A 13,488-nucleotide genomic window follows, 5' to 3' on the forward strand; every position below is an offset into this window, starting at 1 on the left:
GTCGGTTACGGCCTGCCCCCTCCTCTCGTGTCATGCTCGGGCTTGACCCGAGCATCCAGGCGACACGGAACAGGCTGTCTGGACCCTCGGGTCAAGCCCGAGGGTGACGCATGAGAGAGAGGACGGGCGGAGCGCAACCGTTCGAGTCAGCGCCCCTCACCCATTACTTCGCCGGTTCGCGGCCGAGCGAGGTCAGCACGTTGTCCAGCACGTCCTTGCCGCCGATCTGGTCGTAGAATTTCGGCCAGACGGCCGTGGTGGCGAGGTCGATGAATTCCTGCTCGTCATTGGCCGGATCGGTGATCTCCATGCCGCGGCTGACGAGTTCCTCCTTGATCTTGGACTCTTCCGCCCGCAGGAATTCCGATGAGGCCTGGGTCGCGGCTTCGCCTGCCGCCAGCACCTGCTGCTGCTCTTCTTCCGACAGGCTTTCAAACAGCGCTTCGGAGATGATCAGCGGCTCGATCGAGAAGATGTAGTGCAGGTTGGTGATATATTTCTGCACCTCGTCGAACTTCATCGCATAGACGGTCATGTAGGGGTTGTCCTGGCCGTCAACGACCTTCTGCTGAAGGGCGGCGAAGGTTTCACCCCAGGCCATCGGCGTCGGGTTGACGCCCCAGCTCTTGTAGGTCTCGATCATGATCTCGTTCTTGGGAACGCGGATCACCAGGCCCTGCAAATCCTCCACGGTGGAGACCGGCCGCTTGGAGTTGGTCAGCACGCGGAAGCCGGAATAGGCCCAGCCGATGATGCGCACGCCGGCATCCTCGATGGTCTGCTCGATCATCTGCTGGCCGATCTCGCCCTGGGTGAGCTGTTCGGCATCGTCCTGGCTGAGGATCACGTAAGGCAGCGTCAGCGTGCCGACGGACGGCGAGAACGGTGTGATGTTGTTGATCGCGAGGATCGAGAAATCGAGCGTGCCGGTGGCGGCCGCGGTCACGGTGTCCTGCTCGTCGCCGAGCTGACCGTTCAGGAACAGCTTGCCGGTCATTTCGCCGCCGGATTCCTGCTCCAGCGCTTCGATGAACGCTAGGCCGAGCGCTTCCTGGGTGCCGCCCGCGCCGTCGCCGACGGCGATGCGGTATTCGGTTGCGGCAGCCGGCAGGCTCAGCGCGAGCGCGGCCACGGCGCCGGTCACAAAACGGGTGAGAATGGTCATTTGTAGTCCCCTACTTTTGGATTGGTACGCCGCTTGATTGAGATCGCGGTCGCTTGACGGCCGTCAAGATTGCAGCAAGCGCGGTTCCGCGATATGTCCAGTTTGCAGCTTCGTTAGGTCCAGATGAAAAACACGATTGCAGCCGAGAGCATTTTCCTGCGCGCCGCCGACGCGTCGACCCTGCAGGGGCGGCTCGCGGCCGCCCTTGTGCGCGCGATCCTGGAAAGCGGCGCGCGGCCCGGCACCCGTCTGCCGTCAAGCCGCAAACTTGCCGAAGCGCTCGGCCTGTCGCGCATGACAGTGACGCTGGTCTATCAGGAACTGGTCGGCCAGGGTTATCTCGAAACCCTGCCGCGCTCGGGCGTCGCGGTCGCCGCCACCGCGCCTCATCGCGGATTGAAAGTCGCCGGCGCGACAGCGGGCGACGCTTCGCTCGACTGGTCGCAATGGCTTGCCGACCATCCGCCGCCCAGACGGGTGATCCGCAAGCCGGCGGATTGGCGCAGCTATCGCTATCCCTTCATCTATGGCCAGCCCGACCCACGCCTTTTCGATCACTACGCCTGGCGCGATTGCGCCCGCCGGGCCCTCGGCAGCCGCGATTTCGGCGATCTTTCGACCGATCGCTACGGCAGCGACGATCCGCTACTGATCGACTATATCTGCTCCAACACCCTTCCCCGACGCGGCATCCATGCCCGACCGGATGAGGTGCTGGTCACGCTCGGCGCGCAGAACGCGCTCTATATCGCGGTGGAGCTTCTGTGCCGCGCCGACCGGCCGGCCGTCACCGAGGAGCCGGGCTATCCCGATATCGCCGAGACGCTGCGCCGCTCGCAAAGCCCGGTCACGTTTCTGCCGGTCGACGGGCTGGGGCTGAACCCGGAAACGCTGCCGGACGATACGCGACTGGTGATGATCACGCCCAGCCATCACATTCCCACCGGCTCGACCATGCCGCTCGGTCGCCGACAGGCGCTGCTGAACCGCGCAGTCGCCCAGGATTTCGTGATCGTCGAGGATGATTACGATTTCGAGATGTCCTATCTCGGGCCCTCAGCCCCGGCGCTGAAATCGCTCGATACCGAGGGCCGCGTTCTCTATATCGGCAGTTTCTCAAAATCGCTGTTTCCGGGTCTCAGGATCGGCTATCTGGTGGCCCCGGCGCCGCTGATCGCAAAGGCGCGCGAGCTGAGGACGATGCTTTTGCGCCACCCGCCCGGCCACCTGCAGCGCATCACAGCCTATTTTCTGGCGCTCGGCCATTATGACGCCCACATCGTGCGGCTGCGTGGCGCGATGGTGAAGCGGCGCGCGGTGCTGGATCAGGCGCTGGCGAAAAGCTGCCTGACGCTTGAAAGCGCGGCAGTGGCCGGCGGGGCGAGTGTCTGGCTCAGAGGCCCGGACGGGCTTGACAGCGCAAGGCTCGCCGAGGAATTGAAGGCCGACGGCGTGCTGATCGAACCCGGCGCGGTGTTCTTCGAAAACCCGCCAGAGCCCTGTCCGCTGTTCCGGCTCGGCTACGGCTCGATCGATTCGTCCGATATACCGCGCGGGATCGAACTGATCGATGCGGCGGTAAAGCGGGCGCTGAAGATTTGAGGCATGGACGAACCGATCGGAATCGAACAGATTCCGCAATATGGTCAGGAGGTCGACATGGAGCCGCTCGGCGAAATCATTGAAATCTGGCGCTATCCCGTCAGTTCGCTCGGCGGGGAGCGATTGACCTCCGCCGTGCTCGGCAGCGACGGCATTGCCTTCGATCGCGCCTGGTGCATCTGCGATGCCGAAACCGGCGCGCCCGCGGCCCCCGAAAAGGAATTGCGCTGGCGGCCGGCGCTGTTCCTCGGCGCCCGACTTGGCGAGGACAACCGGCCGGAGATCGGCTTTCCCGATGGCGGATGGACGGGCGTGGACGACGCGGGTCTTGCGGAAAGGCTCGCCAATCATTTCGGTTTCGCCGTCGACGTGCGTCCCTACGCCCGAAATGCCGACGATACCGGCCCGGTTGCCCTCAACCGCTACCTCCCCTCGCCGATCCATCTTGTCACCACCGACGGTCTGAAACACCTTGCCACCCTCGCCGGGACTGACGAAGTCTCAAGCCGGCGGTTCCGCCCGAATGTGGTGCTGAAGACGCCCGGTCTTGCGGGATTTCCGGAGAAGGAATGGGTTACGCGAAGGCTGCAGCTCGGAAAGGCGCTGATCGTCGGCTTCGAGGAGACCCGCCGCTGCGGCATGACCATCGCGCCGCAGCCGGAGATCTCCGAAAACGCCGATATCCTGCGCTCGCTCCTGCGCCACAACCGGCGCAATTTCGGCATCTACTGCACCATTGAGGAGCCCGGCTTCATCGCCACCGGCGATATCGCCAGCCGCGCCGCCTGAGCCGTCAGGCGGCCGTCAGCGCGCCTTCGGCCTCGCTTTCGAGGATCGCGGCTGAAATCACGTCGCCGATGTCGCGCGCGGACGTGATGCCCTGCACGAAGGGCAGCTTGTGCAGCAGGAAGGAGATCGAGCCGCAGTAGAGGTTGCGGGAAAGATTTTCGGTGAAGATCGGCCGGAAGGCCGCATCAAGATCGACGCCGCCGGTGCGCACCATCCCGTCAGCCATAAGACTGCCCCGCGTCGAAGCCGAGCTGACCACGCCCTGCCCGACCAACGTCGGGAACGGCAGATCGCGGGCCGAAAGCGAGCTCTGGCCGGTCGCATCGATGAAGGCGTCGAAGCGCAGTTCCTGCCCCGCAAAACGCACGACGGCGCCGCTCTGAACGCTCTCATTGTCGATCTCGGCATCGTCGCCGATGGCGCAGACCGCGAGCTTTCCGGCGCGGTGCAGCGCCAGCAGCCGGCGGATCGAATCATGCGGTACTGTGGCATAGTCGTCGACGAACACGGTCTTGAAATGCTTGTGAAAACGCTCGAGATCAGCGGCGTCCAGATGCGGGATCGCGCGGGCGATCACCTCATGCATGCGCAGGATCGCATAGCGCCATTCGACCGTGTGCCGGCGCTTCTGGTTCATCTCCGCCTCGGCGAGATTGCGCGCGGCAAAGGCAAACGGATCGGCGGATTGACGTTCATTGAAATAGGCCGACGCCAACGTTTCGACCGACAGCATGGAAAGGCCGATGCGGGCGGCGTAATCGGGATCGGCCAGCGCCAGTTCCTGCCTGAAAAGCGCGAAAATGGCGTCCAGCAGCCCGTGTTCATGGGTGGCGATCAGCCGTTCGATCGCCTCCTCGGTGCAGAAGACCAGCGGCCGATAGGGAATTTCGCAGTAGAAATCCGCCTCCGGCAGAATGCCCTTGCGCGACATCATCGTCGCGTTGAAGCCTTCCGTATCGGCATGCGGCTGGTACTGCAGATCGCCCTGGTCATCCAGAAGAAAACCGCCATGGGCGGTCGCGACCGTGATCAGCGCATCGATGCCGCTGAGCGAGGTGCCAAGTATGTCGACCTTCGAGGCCGGGATCGACTTCAGCGCCGACGCGGGCCAGGGCGAGACGAAATAGCCCGGGCGGGTTTCGGTCGCCTCCGGCCAGTCATGGCCCGTTGCCAGAACCACATGATCGAAGACCGCTTTTTCGTACTCGCCTGCCGGCGTTTCCACCGTCAGTTCGATATCGTCGCGCATCAGCGCGATGTCGGCCACCCGATGCGCGGCCTTCACCGCGATCCGGTGACCGTTTTCGCGCCCCTGCTGAACGAGCCCGTAAAACTGCGCCTGGAGATATTCGCCGAGCACCACGCGGGTGTAGAAGGTGCGTTCGGCAATTGCATCGCGGGCGATACCGAATTCCTGCAACGTCGCGTCGTCCTGCCGGCGCAGCCACGCGGTCAGGCTTTCGCAGATCGGTGGGATTTCGATACTGGCGATGTTGGAGAGCATCGCCCGGTCATTGATGTGCGGCTGGTATGGCATGCCCTTGCCCGGCATGTCCTCGCGCTCGAAAATCGTGATCTCGAGCGGCGCATGCTCGCCGATCAGCCCCTTGAGCGTGTAGATCCCGGTTGGGCCGGAGCCGATGATCGCGATTTTGGAAGACATGGAGGAAGACCTCTGGAGAGCTATCGTCTTCATAACCGTCGAGCGGCGCCATAAGTTCCCGCTTTGCCGCTGCCTTTCCTTGACGCGGCCGACTATTTCTGGCGCACTCTGCTCAAGCTTGCGCGCATCAAGCGCAGAAAGAGGAGACAGGGGACATGATGAGATTGATCGCGGGCAGCGCTTTCGTGGCGCTGTTGACTGTTCCGGTCGCAGCCCAGCAGGCCGCCGACGCCGTGGCCCCGGAAGCAGGCACGGTCGAAGCCGGCTTTTCCACCGCCTCGCCCGAGGTCGAAGCGGCCCTTGCCGCCAAGGCCGAAGGCCGGCCCGTCGAGGCCGAGAGATGGATGGTCGCCGCCGCCAATCCGCTGGCCGTGGAAGCCGGCGCGCGGGTGCTTGCCGAGGGCGGCAGCGCCGCCGACGCCATGGTGGCGGTGCAGGCGGTTCTGGGCCTCGTCGAGCCGCAATCCTCCGGCATGGGCGGCGGGGCGTTTCTGGTCTGGTACGATGCCGCGGAAAACCGTCTGACGACGCTGGACGGCCGCGAGACCGCGCCGCGCGCGGCAACCCCGAAACTGTTTCTCGACGACAATGGCGAACCGCTGCAGTTTTACGATGCCGTTGTCGGCGGCCGCTCGGTCGGCACGCCCGGAACGCCGATGCTGATGGAGGCGGCGCATGAGCGCTGGGGCAGGCTCGAATGGCAGGGCCTGTTCGATGATGCGATCGCGCTTGCCTCGGATGGCTTTGCCGTTTCGCCCCGCCTTGCCGGTCAGATCGCCGACGACAGCGAACGGCTTGGCCGGTTCACCACCACCGCCGATTATTTCCTGCCGGGCGGCGAGCCGCTTGCCGCCGGCGATCAACTCCAGAACCCGGCCTATGCCGAGACGCTGACGGCACTCGCGGCAGATGGCGCCGAGGCTTTCTATTCCGGCGCGATTGCCGCCGATATCGTCGAGACCGTACAACAGGCCGAAGGCAATCCGGGGCTGCTGGCGCTGGAGGATCTCGCCGCTTATCGCGTGATCGACCGCGACCCGGTTTGCGTGGCCTATCATGGCTATGACGTCTGCGGCATGGGCCCGCCCTCCTCCGGCGCGCTCACCGTCGGCCAGATCCTCGGCCTTACCGCCGACAAGGACCTTGCCGCGCTCGGACCGGACAACCCGGAAAGCTGGCGGCTGATCGGCGACGCCTCACGCCTCGCCTTTGCCGATCGCGGCCGCTATATGGCCGACACCGATTTCGTGCCGATGCCGCTGAAGGGACTGGTCGCGCCGGACTATCTGAGGATGCGCGCGAAACTGCTCGATGGCGACAAGGCGCTGGAGACGGCGGAACCCGGCCTTCCCGCCTGGGATCACGCCATGATCCGCTATGGCGACGGGACGGCCATCGAACTCCCCTCCACCACCCAGATCGTCATCGTCGATGCCGATGGCAACGCGCTTTCGATGACGTCGACCATCGAAAACGGCTTTGGCAGCCGGCTGATGACGAAGTCCGGCTTTCTGCTGAACAACGAGCTCACCGACTTCTCCTTCGCCACACACGACGAGGCCGGCTATCCGATCGCCAACCGCGTCGAACCCGGCAAGCGGCCGCGCTCGTCCATGGCGCCGACCATCGTGATGAAGGACGGCAAGCCGGCGCTGGTCATCGGCTCGCCGGGCGGCAGCTCGATCATCGGCTATGTGGCGCAAGCCGTGATCGCCTATCTCGACTGGGACATGAATGTGCAGCAAGCCGTCGCCATGCCGCATCTCCTCAACCGCTTCGGCACTTATGATATCGAGGCGGGAACCAGTGCGGAAGCCATGGCAGCGCCGCTGGAAGCGATGGGGTTCAAGGTGAAGATCGGTCCGCAAACGTCCGGGTTACAGGCGATCGCCATCAAGGACGGCATGCTCTACGGCGGAGCCGATCCGAGGCGCGAGGGGATCGCGCTTGGGGAATAGGGCCGACTTCGCCCACCGGCTGCCGCCGATGATTGCATAGAGGGGCTGAGCCTTGCTCCCAATACTCTCTCCCGCTGGCGGGAGAGATGCCCCGAAAGGGGCAGTGAGGGTGGCGCGGCATTTCAAAATCGTAAGGGCGTTCGCGGGGACACTCTCCCCCCTCACTGTCGCTTTCGCGACATCTCTCCCCTCCGGGGCGAGAAGATTGGGGGGCTATGCGGCGTTCTCAGATACGCCGACCGGGAGAATCAGTTGCCCTTGGGCTGGCCGCGTTCGCGCCGGGCGATGCGGTCGAGCACCGCGTGAACGAGCTTGCCCTCCTCGCCGTCGAAAAAGGCGGTGGCGATCTCGACATATTCGGTGACGATCACGGCGGTGGGCACATCGGGCTTGGAGACGATTTCCAGAACGCCGGCGCGCAGGATGGCGCGCAGCGTCGAATCGAGCCGCGACAGCGTCCAGCCCTCGGAGATCGCGCCGGCGATCATCGGGTCGAGGGTCTTCTGGTCCTTCACGACGCCGGTGACGATCGAGCGGAACCAGGCCGGATCTGCCTTCAGATAGGTGTCGCCGTCAACCTCCTTGCCGAGGCGGTAGACCTCGTATTCTGCCAGCACATCGGCAAGCGCGGTTCCGCCGATATCCATCTGATAAAGGGCCTGAACGGCGGCGAGGCGTGCTGCGCCCCGCTGGTTGGCGGTCTTTTCCGTGGTCATGATGCTCCTCGCAATCCGGTCAGGATGCGGTCAGTAATCTTGCGCGACAGCGCTCGTGGTGCCGCTAAACCATGCGGGCGAGCGGCTTGCAAGTGTTTTGCTGAAATTCAATCGTGCTGGACGCCGGTTTCGCGGGCGATCTTGGCCGAGAACTCGGTAATGATCTCCTCGAAATCCTCCGTGGTGGAGAAATCGCGATAGACCGAGGCAAACCGGACGAAGGCCACATCATCGAGGTTCTTGAGCGCTTCCAGCACCAGAAGGCCGATTTCCTCCGACTGCACCTCCGGCTCGCCCGAGCTTTCCAGGCGCCGGACGATGCCGGAGACGGCCCGCTCGATGCGCTCGCGCTCGACCGGGCGTTTGCGCAGCGCGATCTCGAAGGAGCGCACCAGCTTGTCGCGGTCGAACGGCACCTTGCGGCCGTTCTTCTTGACCACGACGAGCTCGCGCAGCTGCACGCGCTCGAACGTGGTGAAGCGCCCGCCGCAATCCGGACAGACGCGCCTGCGGCGGATGGACGTATTGTCCTCCGCCGGGCGCGAATCCTTGACCTGGGTATCAGGCGAATTGCAGAACGGGCAGCGCATCAGCCCATATAGCCATACATCGGGAAGCGCTCGGTGAGGTTCACCACCTTGTTGCGCACCGCGGCCTCGACGGCGGCATTGCCCTCGTCGGAATTGACCTGCTTCAGCCCGTCGAGCACCTCGACGATCAGCGAACCGATCTCGGCGAATTCCTTCTCGGTGAAGCCGCGCGTGGTGCCGGCCGGTGTGCCGAGACGGACGCCCGAGGTCACGAACGGCTTTTCCGGATCGAAGGGAATGCCGTTCTTGTTGCAGGTGATATAGGCGCGGCCAAGGGCGGCCTCCGCGCGCTTGCCGGTGGCGTTCTTCTTGCGCAGGTCGACCAGCATGGAATGGTTGTCGGTGCCGCCGGAGACGACATCGAGCCCGCCTTCCATCAGCGAGGCGGCCAACGCGCGGGCGTTCTTCACCACCTGCTCGGCATACTGTTTGAACTCAGGCTGCAGCGCCTCGCCAAAGGCAACCGCCTTGGCGGCGATGATGTGCATCAGCGGTCCGCCCTGAAGGCCGGGGAATACGGCCGAATTGACCTTCTTGGCGATGTCGGCGTCATTGGTCATGACCACGCCGCCGCGCGGGCCGCGCAAGGACTTGTGGGTGGTGGTGGTGACCACATGGGCATGCGGACACGGGGACGGATGCACGCCGCCGGCGACGAGACCGGCGATATGGGCCATGTCGACCATCAGATAGGCGCCGATCGAATCGGCGATCTCGCGGAAGCGCTTCCAGTCCCAGATGCGCGAATAGGCCGTGCCGCCTGCGATGATCAGCTTCGGACGATGCTCCTCGGCCTTCGCCGCGACCTCATCCATGTCGATGCGGTTGTCTTCCCTGGAAACGCCGTAGGAGACCACGTTGAACCATTTGCCCGACATGTTGACCGGCGAACCATGGGTCAGGTGCCCGCCCGAATTGAGGTCGAGACCCATGAAGGTATCACCCGGCTGCAACAGCGCCAGGAACACGGCCTGGTTCATCTGCGAGCCGGAATTCGGCTGAACGTTGACATATTCGACGCCGAACAGCTTCTTGGCGCGCTCGATCGCCAGTTCCTCGGCGATATCGACGAACTGGCAGCCGCCGTAATAGCGCTTGCCCGGATAGCCCTCGGCATATTTGTTGGTCATGATCGAGCCCTGAGCCTCGAGCACGGCGCGCGAAACGATGTTTTCCGACGCGATCAGCTCGATCTCGTGACGCTGACGACCGAGTTCCTTGCCGATCGCATCGAAGATATCGGGATCGGTGTCGGCAAGCGAACGGTTGAAGAAGTTCTCGGTAAACGCGGTCTGACTGGTCATCGCGGGCTCCTCAGGGTTTATCGCGGAAGCATTCCGTAAAGGCGCTTGCGTTCTAACGCCGGCCTTCAAAACGTGCAATAGACGAATGCCGCCGCCAAGCATTGCTCAGCGGCGGCATTTTGGAAGCCGAAAACGTCGGACGGGCGGAAACGCCTATTCGATGCCGGTGGTAGTCTGCAGCGCCAGTTCCGGCGCGCCGTCGAGATTGTAGATGTCGTCGCGGAACTGCACGATCCCGTCCTTGGTCGACCATGCGGTGATGTAGACGAAGTGGTTCGGCACCGGATCGGCGAGGTTCACCGGCGTGGAAATGCCGGCATGGATCGTCTCCTCGATCTTCTGGCGGTTCCAGCCGGGTGTGTTCTTCAACAGCCAGACATCGAGGTCGCGAACGTTCTCGATACGCACGCAGCCCGATGATTCGAAGCGCAAAATGTCGTTGAACAGCGACTGGCTGGGCGTGTCGTGCATGTAGACGGCATGCTTGTTGTGGAAGTTGATTTTGGTCGAGGCCATGGCGCTGTTCGGGCCCGGATCCTGACGGAAGGTCAGGTTGGGCGCCTTCTCGGCGTTCCAGTCCACCGTCAGCGGATCGACTTCCTGGCCCTTGTTGTCATAGAGCCGGATCTTGTTGTCGACCAGATAGTTCGGGTCCTCGCGCATCAGCGGCATGATATCCTTCTGGATGATCGAGCGCGGCACGGTCCAGGGCGGATTGAAGATGATCTCGAAGATCTTCGAATTCAACAGCGGCGTGGGCCGCGAGGGGCGACCGACAATGGCGACATTGCGCAGCGCCACGGCATTGTCTTCCACCGCTTCGCAATAGGCTGCCGGAATGTTGACCAGAACGTAACGCTGACCGAGATCGGAACCGAGATCCTCGACGCGCGTCAGATTGGTTTCGAGCTGGGCCAGACGTACGGCGGCGCTGACATTGAGCGCCTTCAGCGTGTATTCATCGATATAACCGGTTTCGGCGAGGCCGTGACGGGCCTGGAACCGCCTCACCGCGCCCTGGACATAGGAATCGTAGGAATCGGAGATGCCCGCTTCCTGCGGCAGGTCGCCGGAGACGATCAGGCGCTGGCGCAACTGGCGCACCGACGGATCGTAGACGCCGAACTGGAGCGGCACGTTGGGATGCACTTCCGGCCAGCCGCCATTGGCATTGATCCGCTGGTACTCCGCCATCGCCTGCATGATGTTCATCGGCGCGTTGGGGCTGAGGATCGGCTGGTTGGAGCTGACGGCGGCCTGCGCGCGCGAGGTTACGGCGTCAAACTGCTCGTCCCATTTGCCGCGGCCGGGCGTGTTGATCAAAGCGTCGACGGCCGATTGCGCGGCGGCAAGCTTTGGCAGCGCCACAGCGCCCGCAGCGGCGGCGATGAAACCGCGTCGCGACACGGTCCTGACGGTCTTGTTCAGGTCTTTTGTCATAGAATCCAGTTCTCTTCTGTCCCGCGGGCGTCGAGGACGCCTCTATGGATGTGCCTTGCACATCAATATGGCCAATTGTTGTCGGGTTTCAAATCGATACCGACGGCATTTTTCGGCAGATTCTAACGCCGACGAATGAAGGCAAGGTAAATCCAGAAAGCGGCGTAGAGGCCAAACAACAAAACGTGAATGCCCACGAGCGCGGCGGCGGCCCCGACCAGGAACATTTCGACGGCCGCCCCGATGGCCCAGAGCACGAGCCCCCAGCCGACGCCGAACCACAGACCGGCCGCGGCGGCGGGATAGGCGACCGCGAGCACGACCTCGACGATGCGCTCGTTGGAACTGACGAGATCGAACCTCCCCGTGCCGGCAAGGCCGATCAACTCCGCCCAGTTGTAAAGCGCGATCGCCATCAAGAACGCGGCCACGCAGCGCTTGAAGACCATGAAGGCCATCTGCGAAAAACTGGGTTGTGGCGGACGTGACTGCTCGGAATTCATCGCCGCCTTATACGCTGCAAAAATCGAAGTTACAAACCCTGACGCAACGCGCCAAAGCGACAAAACGGCGTGTTTGTCCGGGCGGTGCGACATGCTACAAGCCGACCTGAACGAAGCAGCGCCGGAGAAGACGATGAGCGAGCCGAACGACAAGACCCACCTCGTGGACAGGATCACCGGTCATCGCCGCATGCGCCGCATCCGCAAGGCCGAATGGACCCGCCGTCTGGTGCGCGAAAACAGGCTCACGGTGGATGATCTGATCTGGCCGGTCTTCGTGATTCCCGGTGACAATATCGAGGAGCCGATCCCGGCCATGCCCGGCGTCAGCCGCATGAGCGTCGACCGGCTGGCGGAGGCGGCGAAGAAGGCTGCCGATCTCGGCATTCCCGCGATCGCCACCTTCCCCAATATCGAACTCGAAAAGCGCGACATGTCGGGGTCGGAAATCCTCAACCCCGACAATCTCATCAACCGCGCGACGCGGGCGCTGAAGAACGCCGCCCCTTCGCTTGGCGTGATCACCGATGTCGCGCTCGACCCGTTCACAAGCCACGGCCATGACGGGATTCTCACCGGCGACGAAATCGTCAACGACGCGACCGTCGACCATATCTGCGAGGCGGCGGTGGCCCAGGCGGAAGCCGGCGCCGATATCATCGCGCCTTCGGAAATGATGGACGGCCGCATCGGCGCGATCCGCGAGCGCCTCGACACGGCGGGCTTCCAGGATGTCGGGATCATGTCCTACGCCACCAAATTCTCCTCCGGCTTCTACGGCCCCTACCGCGAGGCGATCTCGACCAAGGGCCTCTTAAAGGGCGACAAGGCGAGCTATTACATCGACACCGCCAACGGCACCGAGGCGCTGCGCGATGCAGCACTTGACGTCGAGGAAGGCGCGGACATGCTGATGGTCAAGCCCGGCCTGCCCTATCTCGACATCTGCTGGCGCATCAAGGAAGCCTTCGGTCTGCCGGTATTCGCCTATCAGGTCTCCGGCGAATACGCGATGATCAAGATGGCCGCCGAGCGCGGCGCGATCGACGGCGAGAGGGTGATGATGGAAACGCTGCTGTCGTTCAAGCGCGCCGGCTGCGACGGAATTTTGACCTATTTCGCGATCGAGGTCGCGCAAAAGCTGGCGAAATCATAGTCTCGAGGGGCTGAATTATTGCATTCCCCCAGCCAATACCCACATCGGGTTTGGAACCACGATTGACAACGGAGACAACGATGAGCCTCGAACGCAACATGACCTATTCGGCCCCGCCGGCCAGTGACGCCTATTCCGGCGTGCTGTCGCGGCGCGTTCTGGCGTTCATCTTCGATTATATCGTGATCGCCATTCTCTGGGTGCCGGCGGCGGTGCTGCTGTTCTTCGTTGGCATCGCCACGCTCGGCCTCGCCTTCTTTCTTTATCCGGTGCTTTATTTCATCGTGGCGGCGCTTTATTTCGGCTTCAGCCTCGGCGGCTCCGCCCAGGCCTCCCCCGGCATGCGGGCGATGGGCCTCAGAATGCTGCGCACCGATGGCCTCAGGATCGATTTCCTGACCGCGCTGGTGCATCTGGCGCTGTTCTGGCTGTTCAACTCGCTCCTGACGCCGCTGATCCTGCTGGTCGGCCTGTTCACCGACCGCAAGCGCCTGCTGCATGATTTCCTGATCGGCGCCGTCGTGGTGCGCGAGGAAGCGCGCTACTGAACTGCGGGAAACGCGCATCCCGCAAATCAGAAAGGTTGACGTTCCCGTGAATTG

General features: G+C 63.4%; 12 protein-coding genes. 5 read left to right on the plus strand and 7 right to left on the minus strand.

Annotation, left to right across the window (positions count from 1 at the left end; translation table 11 throughout):
* Nucleotides 1–163: 163 nt before the first annotated feature.
* The gene (locus K7H91_RS04380; protein WP_230718983.1) at nt 164–1,165 is read right to left on the minus strand and encodes a TRAP transporter substrate-binding protein; all 1,002 of its coding nucleotides are present in this window, start codon (nt 1,163–1,165) and stop codon (nt 164–166) included.
* 123 nt (nt 1,166–1,288) lie between these two features.
* On the opposite strand from K7H91_RS04380, the gene K7H91_RS04385 reads away from it, so the two are divergent.
* Together K7H91_RS04385 and K7H91_RS04390 are read left to right on the plus strand one after the other, a co-directional pair.
* The gene (locus tag K7H91_RS04385) at nt 1,289–2,767 is read left to right on the plus strand and encodes a PLP-dependent aminotransferase family protein (protein WP_230718984.1); all 1,479 of its coding nucleotides are present in this window, start codon (nt 1,289–1,291) and stop codon (nt 2,765–2,767) included.
* Between the two features lie 3 nt (nt 2,768–2,770).
* Complete coding sequence (locus tag K7H91_RS04390) at nt 2,771–3,556, plus strand: MOSC domain-containing protein (protein WP_230718985.1); 786 nt, start codon at nt 2,771–2,773, stop codon at nt 3,554–3,556.
* Between the two features lie 4 nt (nt 3,557–3,560).
* On the opposite strand, the gene K7H91_RS04395 is transcribed toward K7H91_RS04390, so the two are convergent.
* Nucleotides 3,561–5,219, minus strand: a complete 1,659-nt coding sequence (locus K7H91_RS04395) for an FAD/NAD(P)-binding protein (RefSeq protein ID WP_230718986.1) — start codon at nt 5,217–5,219, stop codon at nt 3,561–3,563.
* A gap of 155 nt (nt 5,220–5,374) precedes the next feature.
* Between K7H91_RS04395 and ggt the strand changes: the two genes are divergently transcribed.
* Nucleotides 5,375–7,177: a gamma-glutamyltransferase gene (gene ggt / locus K7H91_RS04400; protein WP_230718987.1), complete on the plus strand. Its 1,803-nt coding sequence runs from the start codon at nt 5,375–5,377 to the stop codon at nt 7,175–7,177.
* 248 nt (nt 7,178–7,425) lie between these two features.
* On the opposite strand, the gene nusB is transcribed toward ggt, so the two are convergent.
* From nusB to K7H91_RS04425, 5 genes are all read right to left on the minus strand, one after another.
* Nucleotides 7,426–7,893, minus strand: coding sequence for a transcription antitermination factor NusB (gene nusB, locus K7H91_RS04405; protein WP_230718988.1), 468 nt, complete (start codon nt 7,891–7,893; stop codon nt 7,426–7,428).
* A 107-nt stretch (nt 7,894–8,000) separates the two neighbouring features.
* Nucleotides 8,001–8,483 (minus strand): transcriptional regulator NrdR, encoded by a 483-nt coding sequence (gene nrdR / locus K7H91_RS04410; protein ID WP_018067664.1) that lies wholly within the window; start codon nt 8,481–8,483, stop codon nt 8,001–8,003.
* Nucleotides 8,483–9,787, minus strand: a complete 1,305-nt coding sequence (gene glyA / locus K7H91_RS04415) for a serine hydroxymethyltransferase (protein ID WP_230718989.1) — start codon at nt 9,785–9,787, stop codon at nt 8,483–8,485. Before glyA ends, nrdR begins: the two co-directional genes overlap by 1 nt.
* A gap of 153 nt (nt 9,788–9,940) precedes the next feature.
* Nucleotides 9,941–11,227, minus strand: coding sequence for a L,D-transpeptidase family protein (locus K7H91_RS04420; protein WP_018067662.1), 1,287 nt, complete (start codon nt 11,225–11,227; stop codon nt 9,941–9,943).
* Nucleotides 11,228–11,349: 122 nt separating this feature from the next.
* Nucleotides 11,350–11,823, minus strand: a complete 474-nt coding sequence (locus K7H91_RS04425) for a DUF6163 family protein (protein WP_230718990.1) — start codon at nt 11,821–11,823, stop codon at nt 11,350–11,352.
* 40 nt (nt 11,824–11,863) lie between these two features.
* Between K7H91_RS04425 and hemB the strand changes: the two genes are divergently transcribed.
* Complete coding sequence (gene hemB, locus K7H91_RS04430; protein ID WP_230719022.1) at nt 11,864–12,886, plus strand: porphobilinogen synthase; 1,023 nt, start codon at nt 11,864–11,866, stop codon at nt 12,884–12,886.
* Between the two features lie 80 nt (nt 12,887–12,966).
* On the plus strand, nt 12,967–13,434 hold the full coding sequence (locus K7H91_RS04435) for an RDD family protein (protein WP_018067659.1): 468 nt from the start codon (nt 12,967–12,969) through the stop codon (nt 13,432–13,434).
* Nucleotides 13,435–13,488 lie beyond the last annotated feature (54 nt).

It is taken from the genome of Martelella mediterranea (assembly GCF_021021415.1).
Classification (GTDB): Bacteria; Pseudomonadota; Alphaproteobacteria; order Rhizobiales; family Rhizobiaceae; genus Martelella; species Martelella mediterranea_C.